21 protein-coding genes and 1 pseudogene are annotated in these 19782 nt (G+C 63.0%); 12 read left to right on the plus strand and 10 right to left on the minus strand.

Annotation, left to right across the window (positions count from 1 at the left end; translation table 11 throughout):
• Positions 1-45: 45 nt before the first annotated feature.
• The gene (locus tag E3T61_RS14125; RefSeq protein ID WP_134641484.1) at positions 46-612 is read right to left on the minus strand and encodes a TetR/AcrR family transcriptional regulator; all 567 of its coding nucleotides are present in this window, start codon (positions 610-612) and stop codon (positions 46-48) included.
• Positions 613-747: 135 nt separating this feature from the next.
• Between E3T61_RS14125 and E3T61_RS14130 the strand changes: the two genes are divergently transcribed.
• Positions 748-1719, plus strand: coding sequence for an NAD(P)-dependent alcohol dehydrogenase (locus E3T61_RS14130; protein WP_174777026.1), 972 nt, complete (start codon positions 748-750; stop codon positions 1717-1719).
• A gap of 77 nt (positions 1720-1796) precedes the next feature.
• Entirely contained in the window at positions 1797-2459 is a 663-nt protein-coding gene (locus E3T61_RS14135; protein ID WP_134641485.1) for a stage II sporulation protein M, read from the plus strand.
• A gap of 67 nt (positions 2460-2526) precedes the next feature.
• Here E3T61_RS14135 and E3T61_RS14140 read toward each other — a convergent pair whose 3' ends face one another.
• The 3 genes from E3T61_RS14140 to E3T61_RS14150 form a co-directional block, all read right to left on the minus strand.
• Complete coding sequence (locus E3T61_RS14140; protein WP_134641486.1) at positions 2527-3438, minus strand: CPBP family intramembrane glutamic endopeptidase; 912 nt, start codon at positions 3436-3438, stop codon at positions 2527-2529.
• Between the two features lie 179 nt (positions 3439-3617).
• Complete coding sequence (locus tag E3T61_RS14145) at positions 3618-4121, minus strand: hypothetical protein (RefSeq protein WP_134641487.1); 504 nt, start codon at positions 4119-4121, stop codon at positions 3618-3620.
• A complete protein-coding gene (locus tag E3T61_RS14150) occupies positions 4118-4456 on the minus strand; it encodes a TraR/DksA family transcriptional regulator (protein ID WP_134641488.1) in 339 nt (112 codons plus the stop codon). Before E3T61_RS14150 ends, E3T61_RS14145 begins: the two co-directional genes overlap by 4 nt.
• 739 nt (positions 4457-5195) lie before the next feature.
• On the opposite strand from E3T61_RS14150, the gene E3T61_RS14155 reads away from it, so the two are divergent.
• The 3 genes from E3T61_RS14155 to E3T61_RS22365 all read left to right on the plus strand — a co-directional run bounded on the left by E3T61_RS14155 (position 5196) and on the right by E3T61_RS22365 (position 7145).
• Positions 5196-6629, plus strand: a complete 1434-nt coding sequence (locus E3T61_RS14155; protein WP_198418694.1) for an alpha/beta fold hydrolase — start codon at positions 5196-5198, stop codon at positions 6627-6629.
• Complete coding sequence (locus E3T61_RS22695; RefSeq protein WP_420898493.1) at positions 6568-6795, plus strand: alpha/beta hydrolase; 228 nt, start codon at positions 6568-6570, stop codon at positions 6793-6795. Before E3T61_RS14155 ends, E3T61_RS22695 begins: the two co-directional genes overlap by 62 nt.
• A gap of 104 nt (positions 6796-6899) precedes the next feature.
• Positions 6900-7145, plus strand: a complete 246-nt coding sequence (locus E3T61_RS22365; protein ID WP_134641489.1) for a hypothetical protein — start codon at positions 6900-6902, stop codon at positions 7143-7145.
• A gap of 132 nt (positions 7146-7277) precedes the next feature.
• Here the strand turns inward: E3T61_RS22365 and E3T61_RS22490 are convergent.
• Positions 7278-7430 (minus strand): annotated as a pseudogene (locus tag E3T61_RS22490) (winged helix-turn-helix transcriptional regulator); the annotation flags it as partial.
• A gap of 47 nt (positions 7431-7477) precedes the next feature.
• Here E3T61_RS22490 and E3T61_RS14170 point away from each other — a divergent pair.
• From E3T61_RS14170 to E3T61_RS14190, 5 genes are all read left to right on the plus strand, one after another.
• Positions 7478-8308 (plus strand): enoyl-CoA hydratase/isomerase family protein, encoded by an 831-nt coding sequence (locus tag E3T61_RS14170; RefSeq protein WP_134641490.1) that lies wholly within the window; start codon positions 7478-7480, stop codon positions 8306-8308.
• A gap of 131 nt (positions 8309-8439) precedes the next feature.
• A complete protein-coding gene (locus E3T61_RS14175) occupies positions 8440-10005 on the plus strand; it encodes a glucoamylase family protein (RefSeq protein WP_241992579.1) in 1566 nt (521 codons plus the stop codon).
• Positions 10006-10083: 78 nt separating this feature from the next.
• The gene (locus E3T61_RS14180; RefSeq protein ID WP_134641491.1) at positions 10084-10767 is read left to right on the plus strand and encodes an ABC transporter ATP-binding protein; all 684 of its coding nucleotides are present in this window, start codon (positions 10084-10086) and stop codon (positions 10765-10767) included.
• The gene (locus E3T61_RS14185) at positions 10764-12053 is read left to right on the plus strand and encodes an ABC transporter permease (protein WP_134641492.1); all 1290 of its coding nucleotides are present in this window, start codon (positions 10764-10766) and stop codon (positions 12051-12053) included. Before E3T61_RS14180 ends, E3T61_RS14185 begins: the two co-directional genes overlap by 4 nt.
• A 3-nt stretch (positions 12054-12056) precedes the next feature.
• Positions 12057-12656: a TetR/AcrR family transcriptional regulator gene (locus tag E3T61_RS14190; RefSeq protein ID WP_134641493.1), complete on the plus strand. Its 600-nt coding sequence runs from the start codon at positions 12057-12059 to the stop codon at positions 12654-12656.
• A gap of 16 nt (positions 12657-12672) precedes the next feature.
• Here the strand turns inward: E3T61_RS14190 and E3T61_RS14195 are convergent, their stop codons facing one another.
• Positions 12673-13530 carry an SDR family oxidoreductase gene (locus tag E3T61_RS14195; protein ID WP_134641494.1) on the minus strand — a complete coding sequence of 286 codons (858 nt, stop codon included), beginning with the start codon at positions 13528-13530 and terminating at the stop codon, positions 12673-12675.
• Positions 13530-13970 (minus strand): MarR family winged helix-turn-helix transcriptional regulator, encoded by a 441-nt coding sequence (locus tag E3T61_RS14200; RefSeq protein WP_241992620.1) that lies wholly within the window; start codon positions 13968-13970, stop codon positions 13530-13532. The genes E3T61_RS14195 and E3T61_RS14200 overlap by 1 nt, the downstream gene beginning before the upstream one ends.
• Positions 13971-14313: 343 nt before the next feature.
• Between E3T61_RS14200 and E3T61_RS14205 the strand changes: the two genes are divergently transcribed.
• Complete coding sequence (locus E3T61_RS14205; RefSeq protein ID WP_134641496.1) at positions 14314-14928, plus strand: CueP family metal-binding protein; 615 nt, start codon at positions 14314-14316, stop codon at positions 14926-14928.
• 45 nt (positions 14929-14973) lie between these two features.
• Here the strand turns inward: E3T61_RS14205 and E3T61_RS14210 are convergent, their stop codons facing one another.
• Together E3T61_RS14210 and E3T61_RS14215 are read right to left on the minus strand one after the other, a co-directional pair.
• Positions 14974-16407, minus strand: coding sequence for an MFS transporter (locus tag E3T61_RS14210; RefSeq protein ID WP_134641497.1), 1434 nt, complete (start codon positions 16405-16407; stop codon positions 14974-14976).
• A 119-nt stretch (positions 16408-16526) separates the two neighbouring features.
• Complete coding sequence (locus E3T61_RS14215) at positions 16527-17096, minus strand: TetR/AcrR family transcriptional regulator (RefSeq protein WP_134641498.1); 570 nt, start codon at positions 17094-17096, stop codon at positions 16527-16529.
• A 101-nt stretch (positions 17097-17197) separates the two neighbouring features.
• Here E3T61_RS14215 and E3T61_RS14220 point away from each other — a divergent pair, with 101 nt between their 5' ends.
• Positions 17198-18352, plus strand: coding sequence for an SGNH/GDSL hydrolase family protein (locus E3T61_RS14220; protein WP_134641499.1), 1155 nt, complete (start codon positions 17198-17200; stop codon positions 18350-18352).
• Between the two features lie 53 nt (positions 18353-18405).
• Here the strand turns inward: E3T61_RS14220 and E3T61_RS14225 are convergent, their stop codons facing one another.
• Positions 18406-19662, minus strand: coding sequence for an amidohydrolase (locus E3T61_RS14225; protein WP_134641500.1), 1257 nt, complete (start codon positions 19660-19662; stop codon positions 18406-18408).
• Positions 19663-19782: the final 120 nt, after the last annotated feature.

Consider the following 19782-nt stretch of genomic DNA (forward strand, 5'->3'; position numbering starts at 1 on the left):
GATCGCTCACCGCTGCACTGGCGTATGGATGGCGCTCGCTTGCGCTTAGTTGGCGCGAAGACCGCGCAGCGCGAGTTCGACGAAGCGAGCCGAGGCGGGCATTTCGTTCCCGGGCGAGTGGGCGATCACTCCCGCGTTCCCTTGGAGGATGGCGAGCACGTCGCCCAAAGTGACGTCCGGACGCAGCATTCCGGCGTTGGTCGCCTGCTGGGCGATAGAGGTGAACATCGAGCCGATGTGTCCGGCGGGGCCCGTCAGAGTTGCGGCGCTCACGCTTTCAGCGATCGCGCCCGCAAGACCAGGGTGCAAAGCCTGATGAGCCGCGCAGGTGCGAATCGACGTGGTGAAGGCCTCCCACGGGTCGCCTGCTGAAGCAGGGTCGGTAGCCGCTTCCTGTATCCCGGAGAGCTCCTCAGCGATAATTTCGCGAAGCAGGTGGTCTTTCGTGGGGAAGCGGCGCTGCGCTGTGGCGAATCCGACACCAGCGCGCCGCGCAATCTCGGCCATCGAGACGTCAATTCCATCGCTGGCAAATGCCGCGCGCCCGGCATCCAGAATCAGCTGGCGGTTGTGCGCGGCGTCCGCTCGCAATCGACGTTCGGCAACAGTCATGGCCAACTCTTCTCTTCAGGGGACGATACCGATCGGGCGACATCCGTAAGTGGTGAACCCTGTCCAGATACATGCTATCGTCTGCAAGTGGAGAGGCCACACCACTTAGTGGTCAATTATCGCAAGGAGCACATCATGGAGAGCATGCAGGCAGTCCTGTTCAATCGGTACGGAAACCCGGAGGAACTTCACCAGGGGACTCTTCCGATGCCGGAGGCGCGAGCAGGAGAGGTCCTTGTGCGTGTCGACGCCGTCTCAGTCAACGGCGCGGACCTGTTGCTTCGGTCGGGCAAGCTTGGTCTTCTCACCGGCCGTCGTTTTCCAAAGCAGCTGGGAATCGATTTTGCCGGAACACTCATCGCCACCGATCCTGGAGCCGATCTTGGTGGACTATCCATCGGCGACCAGGTCTGGGGCATAGTCGATGAGAAGGGAGGGCCCCGCTCACTCGCCGAGTTCCTGAGCGTTCCCGCGATCCAGATCGCACGGGCACCGAACAATCTGACTTCGGAGGAAGCGGTCACGCTCCTCGCTGGCGGCACGACTGCCTATACCGGTCTCGTGGAAAAAGCAGGCGTGCAGCGCGGTGAGCGAGTGCTGGTGCGAGGTGCGGCAGGTGGCGTCGGCAGCGTGGCCGTGCAGCTCGCGAAGATGCTCGGGGCGCACGTGACGGCGCTCGCGGGTGCGTCCGGCCAAGACTTCGTGAGGGGGTTGGGAGCTGATGCGGTGTACGACTACCGGGTAACGCCGATTGAGGAGCTGGGCAGGTATGACGTCGTCTTCGACACGCACGGGAGTGACCTGCTCGCGTTTCGCCGCCTGCTGGCGCCGGGCGGAAGAATGGTGTCGATCGCGTTCGACAAGGAGGCGCCCATACGCAGCCTTGCGACCATCGCAGCCAGCGCGGCTTTCGGCACTCGACGCATCCGCTTCTTCAGGGGCAAGCCTGAGCGGCGCGACTTCCAGCGGCTCACTGCGCAGGTCGAGCGGGGAGAGATCCGCTCCGTACTCGATCGGGTCTTTCCGCTGGCCCGTTCCGCGGACGCACATGCCGCACTTGAAACCCACGGCGTGCAGGGCAAAGTGGTCATCTCGATCTCAGAGTAGGCCTCAACGGTCAGACGGTCGACGTGGATGCTGACCGCCCTTGACTCTGTGGTGGGAATATGGTTTTGAGTGGTCCCATGACTACACAACCAGGTATCCGAACGACCACACGACGCACCAACGTCCTTCTCAGACCATTTCAGGTCATTCGGGAAAACCGCCGACCGTTTGTCGTCCTGAACGTTGCGCTGTTCGGGCTGTTGGTGGCGGGTTTCGTTGTGGGGATGCTTGTGCCAGAGCTGAGCGCTGGGCAGGTGAACGGGCTCGTCGAGGACGGCACGTTAGACCAAATCGCGCCGCTTCTCGGCAATGTCTGGTTCTTCGCGCTGGCAATTCTCTTCAACAACGCAGTAAACGTCGGCGCCGTAATCGTCTTGCCCTCCCTTATCGTGCCGTTTGCCGGCATTGGATATTTCGGCTATAAAGTGGCCGAGATCGGCCTGACCCTCGCCGCAAGCGGATCGGACCTCTGGGGCGCGATGCTCCCACATCTCGTGACTGTGGTCGTCGAGATAGAGGCCTACGTACTCCTCGCCCTCGGCGCCTACGTGCTCGGTCGGTCCTGGATCTTCCCCCGAACAGTCGGTGCCTCCAACCGTCGCCGGGGCTACCTACGTGGACTCCAGCAGTTCGGCTGGCTGATCCTGCCCGCTTTCGTGCTGCTGGTCATCGGCGCGCTCTACGAGGCGGTCACGTTGATCTACGTCATCCTGCCTCAGCTGGCCGAACTCGCCGGATAGTGGTCGGGCCGTTAGCCCCGCCGCTCTCGTTGAAGCGAGGGCGGCGGGGTGCCTACGTTGGGGGAAGTCAGCCAGCAGACACAAGCACCTTGGGACCAGTTGCGCTACGTTTCTTGCGCTCGATCAGCCAGACCGTGCCGAGTACTGCGACGTTCATAACCATCAGGATGATTAGTGACGCTCCAGGTCCGGAGCCAGCGGCGCGGTCGACTACGGTCGCGTCGTTGCCCGCGAAAAGTGCATTTATGATGCCCACGAGGACGTTGTTTGCGACATGGAGCGCCATCGCGGCTTCGAGCCCGCCGCTGATCAGACCCATCAACACAGTGCAAGCAGAGAAAACAAACAGGTAGCTGACAAACCACGGGTCGATCGACACATGGACGAGGGCGAACAACGCACCCGAAAGGATGATGCCAAGGACGATCGCTGGGCGCACACCGCGAAACCACGACCCGGCCGCAGGAACGACTACCCCTCTGAACGCGACTTCCTCGCCAGCGGCCTGCAGGGGAATAGCCAACAGAGTCACGAGAATGATGCCAATCGTGGTGGCCCCGACGTCGAAGCCGCCCCAACCTGCCGATTCGGGGGCGATGAGGGCAGTGGCAACAACACTGAGCCCGACAAGCAGCACTGAAGCGGCGAAGTAGATTCCTAGACGCCGCCAATCAAACTTGCGATTGTGGCTAAAGACGCTCCGCCACGAAACTCTTGCTAGCCGAGCCACCAACATCGTTGCGATGAGGGCCGTGATGGCAGTACTGATTCCTGACGCCAGGATTGTCAACGGCGTAAGTCGAGGCTTCAGCGGATCCGCAGGACCTTCAATCATTACGACCGCTTGAAACACTAGGATCTGCACAAGCAGCAATAACACGGGCACGGAGATCAGAACAATTAGCGACTTCCACCGGGGGAGGCGGAAGTGAACCCCAAAGGGTCGGTCGGACAGGGTGGTGTGAAGCGGGCTGGTCATATCTGTCTCCTGAAAGAAATTGTGATCGCGCACCAGCGGGCCGCGCGCGTCTCGTCTCCCACGAGTAGACACCTTGTGCTTACAACACGGTCAAGCAAAGAATCTTGCCGCCAGCGGAACACATCTCCTTTCCCCGCTCGCATTCCCACCTCGAGCGGTGGGCAGAAAACGGTGAATGGTCACAGGTAGCGGTCCGCGGTGACGTGTTGGATGGATGATTGTGCGATCTCTCGCCAGTGCACCGCACTGTATGCGTCGGTAGCTGGAATTTGGTCAGCGCGACATCGAACGCGATGGGCGAGAAGTCTCGGGTCGTCGCACCCGGTTACGACGATGTAGGTGATGACCACGTAGATTCCGCAGATCTGTTCAATCATTCGATGAGTCGCTTCTGCAGCGATGTCGCATTGGTCGAGCACCTCCTCGTCAGCGAGGCTCGCGGCCGCATCGACGATCACCATGATGTGACGAAGGGTTGTCCAGTGCTTGCAGACAGCGACGGACGCCTGGGCTTGGCGCCGCATCGCCGTTTTGAATGCCCGCCGTGTTGTGGCGGAGGTAGCATTCAACCCGATCACCGCAGCGTCGGTATACCGCCCTGCGGTGTCGGTCAGCAGTAGAGCCGCTGGATCGAATTGCAGCGCACCGAGACACTGGAGCGTGTCTCCGAGCACCACAATCACGGGCCTTGTTCTGCCAGACCCTGGCACGTCACGCACAACTCGGCGTGCGGCACGACGGCGAGGCGGTCCTTCGCAATGGGTTCGAAGCAGCCGGTGCAGATTCCGAAGGTGCCCGTGGCGATGCGGCCCAGCGCACGGGTGATTTGTGCAACGACTCGCTTGCTGGACTGAGTCGTGGACCAGGCCACGACATCGAGGTGCGGTGCCGCTCGCGGGTCCAGCTCACCGATGAGGGCTTCGCGCTCGCGAAGTTGGTTCAGAAGGATCCGACGGAACGCGTCTACGTCGATCGGGCGCACTCGGCGCGCACGGGAAAGGGAAGGCTGAATAGTCATGGATGCTCCTACGCGTTAAAGAAAAAACGCGCCGCAACTGCGACGCGCTACTGCCAGCTGAACTGACCAAATACCTGGGGGTCAGTGCGGTGGCGCGCGCGTACGGGAACGGAAGGGCACAACACGCCCCGCGGAACTGAGGTGCCCGCCCGGAGTGACCAAGCCGCGCTGAGCGCAGAGGGTGGTCATTCGAGACGTGGACATAGCCTCACCATAGCCAGTGCCACAGGAAAGGCAAGTCGGCAGCTACTGCACACGCGCATGTATCGCAAAAGCCCGGCACCACAAAACGGGACGACCTTCTGTGTGGCGGCGAAGACAGAGTACGTCCTGGCCAGACGGATAAATGACTTCCCTCACCTCAGGGGCTATGGTTGCCAGTTACGCCAACTAGAAGTAGGGAAGCGAGGTGAATATGGCCATGAAGAGCCCTGCTGCTTCGAACGGGAAGAAACAACCGTTGAAGTCGCTGAAAGAAAAGCGCGCTGACAAGCGCGACAAGACTGATGAATCGGTTGTCAAGTCTCGCAAGGGACGCTAGTTGAGTACTCCTCCTCCGCTCGTGCGGTGTCGCGCATGGCTCGACACCGCATTGGAGCAGTCCGACATTCGTTCCCACGCCAATGTGGCCGTGAACATAAAACGTTGTGCTTTCAGGGGTTATGCCCGAGGTCGCAGGTGATCGTGTGACTAATATTCCGCTTGACTCAGTTGTTGGAACACGTCGTTCGATGGGACCATGACCCACAACAGATCGTCGCAAAGAAGACCGAAGCGCCAGTCCCGCACCCTCGCTGCAGCTGCATTGGTAGCAATGATGCTCGGGCTCAGCGCGTGCGTCCCAACACCGAGGTCCGAATCCCAGGCGAACGCATCGGACGAGCTGGATGAGTTCTACGGGCAGAAACTTGAGTACCGCGATTGCATGGAGTTCGCAGAAACTGAGTCCGCAACGCAGTTCTTCGAGTCCGAGACCAATGAGTGCACGTACGTTGATGTGCCGATGGACTATTCTTCTCCGGCAGACGATGCCATGCAGATCGCCGTTTTGCGAGTGCCCGCCCAGGGCGACCCCGAACAGCGGATCGGATCGCTGGTCATCAATCCCGGCGGGCCTGGAGACTCCGGCATGCTGATCGCGGCCGCGCTCAGCGTTCGGCTCGCTGGGTCCCCACTGCTGGAACGATTCGACCTCATCGGCTTTGACCCTCGAGGTGTAGGCGCGTCCACGCCGGCGATTCGCTGTTTCTCTGATTCCGAGCGTGATGCCGGCGAAGCGAAAACGACCTTGCTCGGCACATCCGGTGCGTGGACGGAAGAGGACACCTCAGCGCTGGTAGACAACTGCGCCGCGGCCTCAGGGGGCGACAAGGTCCTCGCCGCCGTCGGCACGCGCGATGCGGCGCGCGACATTGATGTGCTGCGCGCGGCGCTCGGTGATGATGAGCTCACCTTCCTCGGGTTCAGTTACGGAACCCGGCTCGGTGCCGTCTACGCCGAACAGTTCCCGGAGAACGTTCGTGCAATGGTTTTCGACGGAGCAATCGACCCTCGTGCAGATGGCGAGGGGCAGCGCCTGGCGACCTTCGAGGGGCTGCAACGATCGTTCGAGCAACTCGCTGCCCATTGTGCGCAGAGTGCGGACTGCCCGCTTGGTACCGACCCCAAGTTCGCGACGGAAAATTTCCAGCAACTCGTGCAGCCGCTCGTGCAAGCTCCCGTACCAGCGGGGGACGGGCGCACCGCAGACTTTGCTCAGGTGACTGGCGGCGTGGGGGTCAGCCTGTACACCCAAGAAGGTTGGGATGCGGCGATCGCGGGTCTCGCGCAGCTGAAGAATGAGGGCCGTGCGGATCAACTCCTGGCTCTCAACGATCTCTACACAGGACGCGGGACTGACGGAGTGTGGTCCACGTTCCTTGATGCAAACTTCGCGGTGAACTGCATGGATGAGGAGCGCCGCACGCCAGAGGTCGAAGCTGACCTGCGGGAACGCATCGCGGCGGCGGGTCCCTGGCTGGACTCCGGAGAGAGTTTCTCCGGTAGCTCGCGGCATTGGCTGCGAGAATTGGCCTGCCGAACCCACTCTGGGGTTCCCCTACGCGCAGAACATATCGGGGCTGCCGGAAACGATGGTCATCTCCATCACCGGAGACCCCAGCACTCCTTATGAGGGCGGTGTGAGTCTCGCTGATTCCCTCGGGTCTGCCCTGCTTACCGTCGAAGGTGAGCGCCACACAGTCGCATTACAGGGCATCAGTACTTGCGTCGATCAAGCGGTTGCTGCGTACCTGATCGATCTCACTTTGCCGCTTGAAGACGCACGCTGCAGCCTGTGAGCCACGAGCTAACGCACGTGTTTGACTTAGTTCCAACAACACGGTGTCGACTGGTTGGGATCAGGCGCAACTGCCTGGCGTAATCAGACAGGCACCGACACATCATGAAATCGCTGGATCTCGTTCTCAACGCGGTAATCGTATTGCCCGCTGCCCTCTTCCTTGCCTACATCGGGTACTACTACTTCGACTTTGGCCTGTTCATGATGCTTCCCAACGGCATCACGGAATTCTTTCTCGGAATTCCAGCCATCCAATACGTCGCGTTGGCCGTCGCGCTGGCGGCCATAGTCGCGAAGATTGCCCTGCGTGGCAGCATCAAACGACAGGAGATGGAGAACCACATCTGACATTTCATGTCCCTCGTGTAGTCGCTTCCTCGCGTTCGACGGGCCGGGTCCGGGTGGCACAAGGGATGCGGTCAGCGTGAGCCTGTGCCGCGACCGACAGTTGGCACGGGCTCTGCGTCGTAACGGTTCGCGCAGCGATTCACCGAGGGGGGTCAGGGCGTATTCGACGCCGATCGGGGATGTGGGGATGACCCGGCGGGTGATCATCCCGTTCCGCTCGAGACGCCGGAGCGTCTGGGTGAGGACGGGCTGGGTCACCCCAGACAGTTGGCGTTTGATCTCGTTGAACCGGGTCGACCTACATGCTCAACTCATACCAAAGAAAGGCCCTCATGCCACAAAAGTATTCAACCTTGCGGGTGACCGTCGCTGACGGTGTCGCCGACATTGTGCTCGATAACCCTCCCGTGAACGTCATCAGCGCGATGATGATGAAGGAGCTCGACAGCATCCTGGGGGACCTTCGCGGAGACGAATCGGTGCGCGTGATCGTGTTCTCCTCGGCGAACCCCGAGTTCTTCCTCGCTCACGTCGACATCCATATCCTCGACCAGGAAGACCTCTTCAACGAACTCACGGCCGCCACCCCGCCGGGAGTGAACGTGTTCCAGGCCATTGGCGAACTGCTCCGCAACCAGCCGCAACCGATCATCGTCAAGCTCGCAGGCAAGGCCAGGGGCGGCGGTGCCGAATTCGTCGCGGCCGCCGACATGGTCTTCGCCGCGACTGAGACCGCCGGGATCGGGCAGATCGAGAGCCTCATGGGCATCGTGCCTTCCGGCGGCGGAAGCCAGTATCTCCTTGAGCGTGTTGGCCGCAACCGGGCCCTGGAGATCATCCTGACCGGAGATCTCTACGACGCGACGACCGCGGCTGCCTATGGGTGGATCAACCGCGCGGTGCCCGCAGCAGAGCTTGATGCGTTCGTCGATCGCGTTGCGCGCAACATTGCCGACCTCTCAGCCGGCGTCGCCCTGCGTGCGAAGGAGGTGCTCTCACCCGCTCGTCCGCTCGAGGGCTACGCGCGCGAGGAGAGGGCCTGGTCGAGCCTGATCGCGGGGCCGACCGCGCTCGCGCTGATGAGCAGGGCGCTGGAACACGGCGCGCAGACCCCCGAGGGCGAGGCTGACTTGGAGCAGCTCATGCGATCCATGACCCGCTGACGGCGCCCGTCACAGTCCCTTTCGAGCCCGGAGGTCCCGCCCATCCGGCCATGAGGATTCCTTGCGCCCCAGTGATGTATGCGCTTACACTCGTCAGAACGTGCTTCAAAGACGACACGAAGGAACACACTGTGAAACGAACACCGAAGTTTGCCGTCATGTGCGCCGCACTGGTCGCGGGAACGTTCATCATCGCGCCGAGCGCCGCCGCCGACACATCGACGGGGCCAACGAAGGGCGATTCCGCGGGAGACGACACGGTCCTCAAGGGCTATGCCGTCGATACCTGGGCCTCCCTCGACGCCATGACCGACAAGAAGACCGGGCTGCCGGCAGACAAGCTGCAGGGCGACCTGTCCGATCCGAGCGACAACACCAGCCCGACCAATATCGGCGGCTACCTGTGGTCGGTCGTGTCGGCGCGGGATCTCGGCATCATCAGCAAGCAGGATGCCTTCAAGCGCATGAAATCAACCCTCAAGACCCTCGAGCAGATCGAGCGGCACGAGCCCAGTGGCATGTTCTACAACTGGTACTCGCCGAAGGATGGGCACAAGCTCACGACCTGGCCCGGCAGCAACGACCCTGTCGACCCCTTCCTGAGCTCGGTCGACAACGGCTGGCTCGCCGCATCCTTTCGAATCGTCGCCGAGGCCGAACCTCGCCTCGCCCGATCGGCCGATGCTCTCTACGCCAGTATGGACTTCGGCTACTTCCACAATCTCGAGGGCGGAGCGAACGCCGTCAACGGCGCCGGGCTCAACCGGGGCGGTTTCTGGGTGACACCCCCTCCCGGCTGCAGCGTTCCCGGCAACTACGGTGATGACGGCTCTGAGCTCTACTACACCTGCCACCACTACGACACGAGTGTGAGCGAGGCGCGAATCGTGAACTACCTCGGCATCGCCAACGGACAGATTCCCGCTGAGGCCTACTACGGAACCCTGCGCACCATGCCCGATCAGGGCTGTGACTTCGCCTGGCAGGAACAGAAGCCCACCGGCGAAACGAGGGAGTACCTCGGTGTGCCCGTCTACGAGGGTGTCTACGAGTACCGAGGCATGAAACTCGTACCGGCCTGGGGCGGCAGCATGTTCGAGGCGCTGATGCCAGACTTGCTCGTGCCCGAAGCCGACTGGGGGCCGCAGTCCTGGGCCGTGAACCACCCGGCGAGTGTGCGCGCCCAGATCGAGCACGGTCTTGACGAGGCCGGCTACGGCTACTGGGGCTTCTCCCCGGCGAGCGATCCCTTCGGCGAGTACGCGGAGTACGGAGTTGAGGGAGTGGGCATGAGCGCCGACGGCTACGCCTCCGACCGGGAGCGCACCAACGTCGATGCCGGCTACGACGGATGCCGCGAGGCCAGTAACCCGACCCCCGAGTTCGGTGATGGGGTGGTGACGCCGCACGCATCATTCCTCGCGCTTCCGTATGACAAGTCGGCCGTGCTGAGCAACCTCGCGGGTATCAAGAACGACCTGGGCGCCTATGGCCCCGGCGGCTTCTACGACGCCGTCGCGACGCAGAGTGGCACCATCGCCGACCGGTATCTCTCCCTCGACCAGTCGATGATCATGGCCGCGGTCGCCAACGAACTCCTCGACGACCGGCTCAAGGACTACTTCGTCGACGACGACTTCGAGGCGGCCGTGCGACCGCTCGTCGAAGCGCAGATCTTCGGTTCCAAGCTGGAGTAGAAATATATGGCGGTTACTGCCACAACTTGATACGGTGACTGCATGATATCTTCTGGAGAACGACCAAGGCCTGAGACCATGCTCGAGGCCAGAAATCTGACCAAGTGGTACGGCAAGGGCGAGGGGAGGTTTCAAGCCCTCGACGATGTGACGATGCAGGTACGCAGAGGCGAGTCGATCGCGATCGTCGGTAAGAGCGGCTCGGGGAAGTCGACGCTTATGCACCTTCTCGCCCTGCTGGACGAGCCGGACGGTGGCTCTGTTCTCGTCGAGGGGAACGAGGCGTCCGGTCTGCACGCCAAGGCGGTGAATGAGCTGCGCAATCGCCGGTTCGGTTTTGTCTTCCAGCAGTTCTTCCTCACGGCGAGCACGTCCGTGCTCGACAACGTCACGCTGCCCCTGAAGATCGCAGGGGTGCCGGCCCGCGAGCGGCGTGTGCGCGGTCTGGCCGCGTTGAAGAAGTTCGGGCTGGAAGACAAGGCGAAGAACAGGGCGAGCGACCTTTCGGGTGGCCAGAAGCAGAGGGTCGTCCTCACGCGCGCGCTCGTCGGGGAGCCCGACGTCATCTTCGCCGACGAGCCGACGGGAAATCTGGATTCCGCGACCGGCCGGGTGGTCGAAGAGGAACTCTTCGAACTCAATCGAGCCCGTGGGATCACCCTGGTCATCGTCACGCACGACGAAGACCTCGCCGCGCGGTGCGACCGTCAGATCCAGGTGCGCGACGGCCGCATCGTCGACAGTTCGGAGGTGGCAGCATGAAAACCACTGATCTTGTCCGCACAGCCTTCGCCAACACCTTCCGCAGCAAGTTGCGCACCACGCTGACCGTTCTCGCACTGTTTATTGGCGCATTCACACTCACCATCACGACCGCACTCGGTGCCGGCGTCTCGGACTACGTCACCAAACAGGTTGCTTCCCTCGGCGCGAACGACGTCTTTCTCATTTCGCGGGCCTCAACCACTACAGCCACCGACAGCGGCCCCCAGAAGTACGACCCCGCGACCTCCAGCCCTGGAACCGGAACGAGCAACCCACTCACAGGTTCTGCGGGTGCGCTAACCGACGCCGATATCACCACCCTGCACAACATCCAGGGCCTGCGAGACGTCGCCCCCATCTCCACAGTCGCCATCGACTGGATCGAACAGGCCGGCGGCGGGAAGTACCAGTTCACAATCGCGCCGACGTCATCCATCGCCCAATCGGACCTCGCGGCCGGGAGCCAGCTGGACTCCTCCAGCTCCGATTTTCAAGTCGTCTTGCCTGAGGACTACGTGGAACCGCTTGGTTTGGGGAACACCGCAGACGCTGTGGGCGCAACGGCTACCCTCGGATTCACTGATGTCGCCGGCGGAACGCACACCGTGACGGCTACGGTCGTCGGAGTGTCGAACACGAGCCTGCTCAACGCCGGCGCGGGTGCGAACTCGGCGCTGGTCGATGCGGTCGCCGAGCAGCAGAAAGCCGGATCCGCAGCCCCGAACCGTTATCAGGTGGCAGTCGCCCACTTCCCCACGGATGCTTCCGCCGACGACATCGCCCAGCTGAAGAATGACATCGCCGCCGCCGGGATGTCGGCCCAAACCATAGAAGATCAGCTGGGGACAGTGCAGACGATTATCACCGGCATCACGGGCGTACTCAATGCGTTCGCCATCATCGCCCTGCTGGCAGCTGCGTTCGGCATCGTCAACACCCTTCTGATGAGCGTCCAGGAACGCACCAGAGAGATCGGTCTGATGAAAGCGATGGGAATGGGCAGCGGGCGCATCTTTGCCTTGTTCAGTCTCGAAGCCATTGTCATCGGCTTCCTCGGCAGTGCGCTCGGCATCGTTGTGGCGATCGCCGTGGGTCTTCCTCTCAACGAAGCGCTCGCCAGCGGTCCGCTCTCGGGACTGTCCGGCCTTGACCTCCTCCTGTTTCAGCCCTCGGGACTTATCGGCGTGATCGCGTTGATCGTGGTCATCGCATTCCTTGCGGGCACACTTCCCGCCCGCAGGGCAGCGAGGAAAAATCCTATCGACGCTCTACGCTACGAATAGACCATGAACGAGACGATGAGCACGCGCGGGAGCAACGCCAGGGGTCGAGCGACCGCTCGCGCCATCGAATCCGCGGTAGTGCGGCTTGCCACCGAACACGGCGCAGCCGCACTGACCGTCGACCAAATTTGCACAGAAGCCGGTATCGCGCAGCGAACGTTCTTCAATCACTTCGACACCAAAGAAGACGCCCTGCTGGGCAAGGAACTGCCCCGGATCGACGAGCAGCGCACCCGTGAGTACCTCAGCTCGCGCAGTATCGGGGTGCTCTCCGGCGCACTCCATCTCGTGCGGATCCCCGCGGTCGACGATGTCGACCAGGAACTTCTGCGCGCCCGGATCGCCATTCTCAGAACCTCACCCGCACTCGCGGAGCGACAGGCGATGCGGATGCTACCCCTCGCAGACGAGGTGCAGAGCATCGTCAAGCTCAAACTCAAAGACCTCGACCCGAACCGATCCGATGGCGAACTCGACACGTCGGCCGCGCTCATCACCCAAATGGCGTCGGCGCTCATGCTCAGCTCGGCGCTTCCGGCGACTGACGGATCATCACCGCGGACCGTGCACGACCTCGCTTGGATTTGGCACCGGCTGCTCTGATCGCCAGCGGGCTAGGTCAGTCCTTCCAGACGTCGGAGTAGTCGTCGACGAACTGTTCCAAGGTGATTGCGGGCAGGCCGGTGAGCCTGTGGATGGAGCGGTTGGGGAACGCCGAGATGTTGAGTCTTACGATTTTGTGGATCATTTTCTGCACGGCGATGTAGTCCTCGGGGGCGCCGTCTGCGGCGAGCTGGGCCAGGTACGCGTCTTCGCCGGGTCTGTCGTAGCGAATGGGTTGACCGAGGACGTCGGTCATGACCTCGGCCACTTTTCGGTAGCTGAGGCTCTGTGGACCCGAGAGTGTGTACGCCTTCCCGATGTGCCCGGGATGAGTGAGGGTTGCCGCTGCGGCCCGGCCGACATCGCGCGCGTCGATGAACGCGGTCCGGGACCTGCCGGCGGGCACAAAGATCTCGCCGCGTTCACGGATTGGTCTGGCGTACGTTGTGGACAAGTTCTGCATGAAGAAGTTCGGCCGCAGGAAGGTGTACGGGCTCCGCACCGAACGCATGTACTTCTCGACGGCGTGATGCGGCGTGTTCCGGTTCACCTGCACACCTTGCAGTGAGAGGAAGGCGATCTGCCGGATGCCGCGGTGCTGCGCCGCGTCGATGACGGGGAAAAGCTTCGTCTGCACATCCGCTATGGCCGGCGGTCGCATGAGGAACAGCCGATCCGCCCCCTCGAGCGCCTGCTCGATGGTCTCCGGCGCATCATCGAAGGAGAACTTCCGCACCTCTGCCGCGCGCGGTACACGGTCGGCGTCGTGTGGGTCTCGGACTCCCGCGATCACCGACTGCCCGAGTTCGAGCAGGTGTGTCACGACTGCTGAGCCGACTGTGCCGGTCGCGCCGGTGACGAAGACTGCTCCCATCACGCGACCTCGACCCGGCTGATCAGTGCCGCGAGCGTAGCCAGCTCATCGGGGGAGAGAGAGGTGAACCATGGAGACGTTCGCAGAACCGTTGCCGCCTCGAACGCAGCGACCTGGGCGGTCGCGGTCTCGGTCAGTCGCCACACACGAACGCGCCCGTCGAGGTCGGAGGGCGACTGGTCGACAAGATTCTTCTCGCGCAGCTGGTCCATGGTCTGGGTGATCGCACCCGGCGTGACTCTCACCGTCGCAGCGAGCCGACCGGGGGCTACTGGCTCGTTCTCGTGGGCTAGTACAAACAAGATCTCGAGCTGGGTGCGGGTTAGAACCGCGTCACCAAACGGCGTCATCCGGGGGCTGGCCAGCGCGCGAGAAAGCGTGAAAATCGACTCCAGCACGCTGCCGATCTGTGTGGCGCGGTCGACGGTCGAAGTGTGCATCACGCGCTCACGAGAGGTAGCCGGCCATTGCAGGTATTCGGTTTCTCGGTAAGTCGCGCCCAGTTCTGCCTGTGGCGCCGAAGATGCTGATAACGGTCATGAAATTAGTTTAGCTGCTAAATCTTTGGGATGATGGACTGCACCCGGGAGCTCGGTTGACGATCTCCTGGAGGAACCAGCCGTCGCCGCCTGCGTCCACTCGCGGAAGAAGGGCGGGGCACAGTTGCCGTGAAACCCAAAGATCTGGATCCAGACCGGGGCGCGGCGTGGCCGAAGCTGGGAGTCCACGGCGCCAGGTCTTTAGTCACTACGGCGGTCGAACGAATGCGCCCACGCTGGAGGAATGCTCCCCTCGAAGACTGCGGCAAGCCTCGCCGCCCTGACTCTGCTCCTGTCCCTCACCGCCTGTGCCGCCGCCGGCGGGACGGACACCGACCCGACGGGCTCCGGCGCATCCGCCGGGCTCGGCGCTGAGGCGGACGCGATGCTCGCGAACTATGACATCGAGGCTCCCGCCTCCCCGACCGATCTCATCGATCAACTGCAGGCGCAGCCCCTCGCCGAGCGCCCGGACGGCCTGATGGCATCCGTGCGCGTCGACGCACTCCTGCTTTCCGTCGGGGACGACGAGATCAGCCTGGCGCTGCCTCAGGACGAATTCCACCTATCGATCGCACCGTACCTGACCGACACGCACGAGTGCTTCTACCACTCGCTCACCACGTGCGTCGGCGAGCTCGGCGGCGAGGATTTCCACCTGACAGTCACCGATGACGCGAGCGAGAAGGTGCTATTCGACAGCGACATCACCACCTTCGAGAATGGGTTCTTCGACGTGACACTGCCGGCTGGGTTGGACATCACTGTCCTCATCGACGATGGTGAGCGCTCCGTCGAGTTGCCGCTGGGCACTCGCACGGAGGACCCGACCTGTGTGACGACGGCGCAACTGAGCTAAGCGGGCGTCTCGGGGCCGAAGCCTGTCGGCCCCACTGAGAAGCTCCTAGCGCGTGGTTTTCGCACCAAGGCCATCCGTCGGGGTCTGAGCCCGTGGAATGAAGGCGGCGATGACGATGCAGACGACCGCCGCTGCCAGCCCTAGGGCAAGGGCGAGCATGAACCCTGACTCCGTCGGGCCGGTATCGCTGCCGCCGGTCATTGCGGACTGTGCCAGCACTGCTCCGATTACTGCAGCTGCGACGCTCGTGCCCAAGGATCGCATGAGCGCGTTGAGCCCGTTTGCGGCTCCGGTCTCGCTCGCGGGAACGGCCTGCATGATCAGGGCCGGCATCGCAGCGTAGCCGAGACCGATCCCCACACCAACGAGAGTGTTGACGATAAGGATCTGCCACAGAGTCGCGTGGAATAGTAGTGCGCCCCCGTAGCTGATCGCGATGACCACGGCTCCGGCGATCAGCAACGGCTTCGGGCCGTGTACGCGCTGAATGCGCCCGGCGACGGGGGCCATCGCCATCATCGCAAGGCCCGACGGGGCGAGCACGAGTGCGGCAATGAGCAGGGACAGTCCGAGCCCGATTCCGGTCGTGGTCGGCAGTGCGAGCAGCTGCGGGAAGACGATGTTGGAGGCGAACAAGGCGAACCCCATGGCAATGGACGCGAGGTTGGTGAGCAACACCGGTCCGCGGGCGGTGACCCGGAGGTCGACAAGTGGGTCGGTGGTGCGGAGCTCGAAGACGCCCCAGGCACAAAGAACGACGATGCCGCCGATGAGCAGGGTGAGGGTGCGCGGGTCGGCCCAGCCCCATTCTCCGCCGCGAGACACGGCGATGAGGGATCCGACCAGTCCGACCGTAAGACCGGCTATCCCGATGATGTCGAGCCTGCCGGCTGTGCGGGACGTGTTGGCAGGCACGAGAACGGCATACAGAACCAGGCAAATTGCGGTGAGGGCCGCGGCGATCCAGGACAGGGCATGCCAATCGAGGTTGTCGGCGACCAGCGCGCTGATGGGGAGGCCGAGCGCTCCGCCGACCCCGAGGGTCGCGCTGACGAGTGCGATGGCCGAGCCGAGGCGACGCGGGGGCAGGACGTCGCGAAGGATGGCGATTCCTAGCGGGATGACGCCGGCAGCCATTCCCTGGAGGACCCGGGCGATGATCATCGGGGGGAGGGTGTCGGACAGCGCTGCGAGGATCGCTCCGAGGAGCTGGAGCACGAGCAACACCATTGCGATGCGTCGTTTGCCATACAAGTCGCCGAGCCGACCGGCGATGGGACTGCTGATCGCGGCGGCGACCAGGGTGGCGGTGATGACCCAGGCGGTGCCTTCGCTCGTGGCGTTGAGCAGCTGGGGCAGCCGGGGCTGCAGGGGGATCAGGATTGTTTGCATGAACGCAGCGCTCACGCCCGCCAGCGCGAGGGCGGCCACCACGAGATTGGGATTGGCGGTGCGCGTCAGTAACGTTCGGTCTGTCATTGTCTGAGTCCTTTTAAAAGAGTGCGTAAATGAGCGCGCGCGAGCGCGCCGAAGAGGTCGCCGTGCCAATCGGTCGTGACGATCGTGGCCGGCGATGGAAAATGGGGACTAAGCGGGTGTCAGCTGGGCGGCCAGTTGCTCAGCGTGGTGTGCAGCGCATCGAGGACGCGGTCCCACGATGCACTGGAGGATCGGGCACCACGGCTGAAGCCGCCGCCGCGTTCAAGCAGGACGAAGCCGTGAAAGGTTGCGTGCAGCAGTCGCACCGCATCCGTCTCATCGGGTTCGTTCAATGCGTAGCCGCGCAGGATCGCCCTGGTCATAGCCGCATGGCGTGCGGCGGCGCTGTGCTCGGCGACCTCGGGCTCCAACGTCATTTGTGTCGCGGCGTACCGGCCGGGATGACTCGTCGCGTACGAGCGGTACGCGTTGGCGAAGGCGATGAGTGCGTCGCGTCCCGCTCGGCCGGCAAGGGCCGCGCCGACCTGGTCAGCAAGTTCGGCCAAGGAAAGCACCGCCACACCGGACCGCAGTTCGTGCAGGCTGCGGACGTGCGCGTACAGGCTGGCGTCTTTGACCTCGAAGAGCCGCGCGACAGCGGACATCGACACGCTCTCGAAGCCGTCCTTATCAGCCAAGTCGGCAGCGGCGTCGATAATGCGAGCGGGCGTGAGTCCTGCACGAGCCATGAGGTAACCTTTCTCTTTTCCTAGCGCCATACTAGAGTTACCTAGGAGTCCTAGGCAACTGGTTTTCACACCGATTGCGCAAACCATCAGGAAAGGCAGTCATGACCGAGTGGATTACGACCGAGATCGATGAGGACCTGGTGCACGGCGCTGTGGAACTCGAGCGCACCCCCGGAGGAGTGCTGCCCCATCGGCTTCCCTCCTGGGCGCGCCGTCAGTTCGCTGATGAGTACCTCGCGCGCGTGGAGAGCCAGCCGTCGGGTGTCCGCCTGATTTTTCGAACGCGCGCCACGGCAATCGAGCTGGACCTGATGTCGACGCGAACGGCGGTCAAGGGCGGCCCAGTCCCCGCGGATGGAAAGCTCGACCTGTATGTGGACGGACTGCTCGTCGCCCAGGCAGCCGTGCGCGCGGGCATTCTTCACGTCGTCGACATGATGACGCAGGAAACTGAAACCCAGGCCGGACCATCGTCGACGTCGTCGTTCCTGGGATTGCCGGCATCCGACAAGGAAATGCAGATCTGGCTGCCTCAGACGGAGACGACGGAGATACTCGAACTGCGCACGGACGCCCCGATTCGCAGCGGGCTGGACCGCCCCCGACGCGTCTGGCTGCACCATGGAAGCTCGATCAGCCACGGGTCCACTGCCGGGAGTCCCAGCGCGACCTGGCCCGCGATCGCATCGACGATGGCCGATACGGACCTGATCAACCTGGGATTCAGCGGCAACGCGTTACTCGACCCGTTTGTCGCTCGCACCATGCGAGACACAGCCGCCGATGTGATCAGCGTCAAGATCGGAATCAACCTGACGAACACAGACATCATGCGCGTACGTGCCTTCGTGCCGGCCCTCCACGGATTCCTCGACACGATCCGCGACGGGCACCCGACCAGCCCACTCCTCGTGGTCTCTCCGATCTTCTGCCCGATTCAGGAAGACACGCCCGGTCCCATCGCTCCGGATTTCAGCGGTGGACAGCTCAGTTTTCAGGCCACAGGGGATCCGGCTGACCGTACCCGCTTGACGCTGAAAATGATCCGCAGCCTCCTGGTGCAGGTCGTGGCCGAACGCGCAGTCGACGATCCGAATCTGCATTACTTGGATGGCCGTGAGCTGTTCGGGGAACAAGACAGCCTCGAAATGCCTCTCCCAGACGGGCTTCACCCGAACCCGGCGGGGCACCGCAGGATCGGCGAGCGCTTCGGTGAATACGTCTTCGGGAACGCGGGCGTGTTCGCGGACCGGTAGCGACTCGGATCAGGTCGGCCGGTCGCGCAGAACCTCCAGCTTTCTCGGCCTCGCTACGCATCGGTTGGTCGCGCGAGCCATCCTCTGGCTGCGGCGGCAAGCGCTGCGACACCGTTGTCCAGGGTCGGCTGGATCACCGGGGCGTACGTTGGCGAGTGGTTCGACGGCTGTTGGTTGACAATCCTGATAGTTTCTTCGACGGTGGTAGCTGAGGCGAACAAGGCGGGATCCGAACCGCCGAGTAGCCAGAAACTGCAGGCTGCTCCGGCGGCATCCGCGAGGACGCCGATGTCTTCACTTCCGGTCACGGCTCCCGAGGTGATGACGGCTCCGGGGCCGAAATGCTCGATTAGGGATGCGCGTGTGCGTTCGGCGGCGGCGGGCTCATTGACGACGCACGGGAAGCTTTCGTAGACATCGACGGCGGCCTCCTGCGGGGCGCCCGCCGCTCTGGATTCTCCTACGGCGATCCGACGGATGGCGGTGATTGCCCTGTCGCGCACATCGGTGTCGAATGATCTCATGCTGATGAGGAGTTCGGCGGTGTCGGGAATGATGTTGTTCTTCGTCCCGGCGTGGAGCGATCCGATGGTTAAGACCAGTGATTCGGTGGCCGCGATCTCACGGGAAACAACGGTCTGGAGACGCAGGACAGTGGCAGCCGCCATCACGATCGGATCGACCGTGGTCTCGGGGCGTGACCCGTGGCCGCCGCGACCGTGAAAAGTGATTCGGATTCCGTCGGCTGCAGCGAAGGCGAGACCGGGCTGGATGGCAACGACCCCTGCAGGCAGAGGGGACACATGTTGTCCCAGCACGACTGCGGGGCGCGGAATGCGCTTGAAGAGGGAGTCCTCTGCCATGGCTCGCGCACCGGCTCCGAGTTCCTCGGCGGGTTGGAAAAGGATCTCGAGGGTTCCGCTCCATGATCCACGGTCCTGTGAAAGGTGCCTTGCGGCCCCGATGAGGCAGGTGACGTGCATGTCATGCCCACAGGCGTGCATGACCGGGACCTCGTTGCCATCCTGATCATTTCCGAGTGTGTTGCTTGCGTATTCGAGCCCGGTCTGTTCCGCGACTGGGAGGGCGTCCATGTCGGCTCGGAGTAACACCGTCGGGCCGTCACCGTTGCGGAGTACACCGACGACGCCGGTGGTACCTATGCCGGTGAGGACGTCGAAACCGAGTTCTCGTAATTCCGCTTCCACCAGAGCCGCCGTGTTGTGCTCTTGGAAGGACAACTCAGGGTTCATATGAAGGAACCGGTAGATGTCTTCGAGAGCTGTTGGGTTCGAACCTGACGATGACATCTGACACCTGGTCTCTACGTATCCAGCTCTGAGGACTCGCGCTCAGTATTGCATGGGCACCAGCGCGTCCGCGGAGCTTCGCTCAGACTTTCGTGCCAACCTGCTGCCAGGTGCTGTCAG

Source organism: Cryobacterium lactosi, assembly GCF_004403945.1.
Lineage (GTDB): Bacteria > Actinomycetota > Actinomycetes > Actinomycetales > Microbacteriaceae > Cryobacterium > Cryobacterium lactosi.